Genomic DNA, 1,716 nt, shown 5'->3' with positions numbered 1-1,716 from the left:
GAAACAAACCCGTTATTTTCAAGACGTTCGAGAAGAAGGTAAACTGGAAGGTAAACTGGAAGGTAAACTGGAAGGTAAACTGGAAGGTAAACTGGAAGGTAAACTGGAAGGTAAACTAGAATCTGTGCCGCGTTTATTGGCTTTAGGTTTAACGGTAGAACAAATTGCTCAAGCCTTGGACTTAACTGTAGAAAAAGTGCGAGAAATACCAGAAACCCATTAAGCTAATCTAGCAGTAAGCTATGACAGCGTTTCTGATTAAGATAAAGTTTAACCTAATTTGCTATCGACCACCGACTCCTCAAAACGAAAACTTACTACCTCACCTATGACTAGCACTCCTTCAGCTTCTTTAAAATTAAAAAAAACAAAAATTACCGACACAAATATCACTCTCTCCCATGGCAGCGGTGGCAGAGCAATGCGGGATTTAATTAACGAGATATTCGTTAATAACTTCGATAATAACTTACTGGCACCCCTTGAAGATCAAGCCCGATTTGAGATTAAAGATTTGGCTAAAATAGGCGATCGCTTGGCATTTACCACCGATTCCTATGTGGTTTCTCCCCTATTCTTTCCAGGGGGTGATATTGGCAGTTTAGCAGTCAATGGAACCGTTAATGATTTGGCTGTCGGTGGGGCAATTCCTCTCTATCTCAGTTGTAGTTTTATCCTCGAAGAAGGTTTATCTATCGACACCCTAAAAACCATCGTTACCAGCATGAAAATAGCCGCCGACAAAGCAGCGGTAAAAATCGTCACCGGGGATACAAAAGTCGTTCCCAGGGGACAAGGGGATCAAATATTTATTAATACCTCTGGAGTGGGGGTAATTCCGGCCCGAATCCATTCCAGTGCCAATAATTTACAAGTTGGTGATCGCATTTTGATTAACGGTTTTCTGGGGGATCACGGTGCCGCCATTCTGATTGCCCGGGGCGAATTAGACCTGCAATGCACAATTGAAAGCGATTGTCAAGCCCTGAATTCTTTAATTTCTGCAATTCTGACAGTTTGCCCAGAAGTTAAAGCGATGCGGGATGCCACTAGAGGCGGATTAGCCACAGTTTTAAACGAATTTGCCCAAAGTTCAGGGGTGGGAATACAGGTGCGGGAAACGGCGATCCCCATCCGGGAAGAAGTGCGAGGAATGTGCGAATTATTGGGTTTAGAACCGCTTTATCTAGCAAATGAGGGCAAATTAGTCCTTGTTGTGCCACCAGAAGCGGAAAATCGCGTTTTAGCAGTGATGCGTTCCCATCCTGACGGCAAAAATGCCGCTTGTATCGGGGAAGTCGTCGCTTCTCCCCCCAATTTAGTTTACTTAAAAACCGCTTTCGGCACTAAAAGGATTCTCGATATGTTAGTCGGTGAACAATTACCGAGAATATGTTAATTAGGGTTTGCTGAAAAAGTTTGTTGTTAGGGTTAGAAGTCAGGAGTCAGGAGTCAGTAGTCAGGAGCCGGTCGTCAGTAGTCAGGAGCCGGTCGTCAGGAGTCAGGAGAATTAAAAATGAATAATAATCAATTAAATGGTCTATTTACAGATTTTAGGCAATTTAATCCTTATTTTTGCTGTTTTGAACCCTCAAATAGTTGGGGTTTTGGGGTTTTAGTTGAAATTTCCTTGATAACTGATAACTGATAACTGATAACTGATAACTGATAACTGAAAATGCACGAACTAGGAATCACCCAAAATATTATCGAACT

General features: G+C 42.3%; 1 protein-coding gene and 1 pseudogene. Both read left to right on the top strand.

What is annotated here, in order from left to right; translation table 11 throughout:
* Positions 1-223 (top strand): annotated as a pseudogene (locus tag PX636_RS11740) (Rpn family recombination-promoting nuclease/putative transposase); the annotation flags it as partial.
* 105 nt (positions 224-328) lie between these two features.
* Complete coding sequence (gene hypE, locus PX636_RS11735; protein ID WP_288117296.1) at positions 329-1,399, top strand: hydrogenase expression/formation protein HypE; 1,071 nt, start codon at positions 329-331, stop codon at positions 1,397-1,399.
* Positions 1,400-1,716 lie beyond the last annotated feature (317 nt).

It is taken from the genome of Microcystis sp. M53598_WE2 (assembly GCF_030067735.1).
In the GTDB taxonomy this organism is placed as follows: Bacteria; Cyanobacteriota; Cyanobacteriia; order Cyanobacteriales; family Microcystaceae; genus Microcystis; species Microcystis aeruginosa.
Note: the sequence above shows the minus strand (reverse complement) of the source record. Positions and strands in the feature narration are given on the sequence as shown.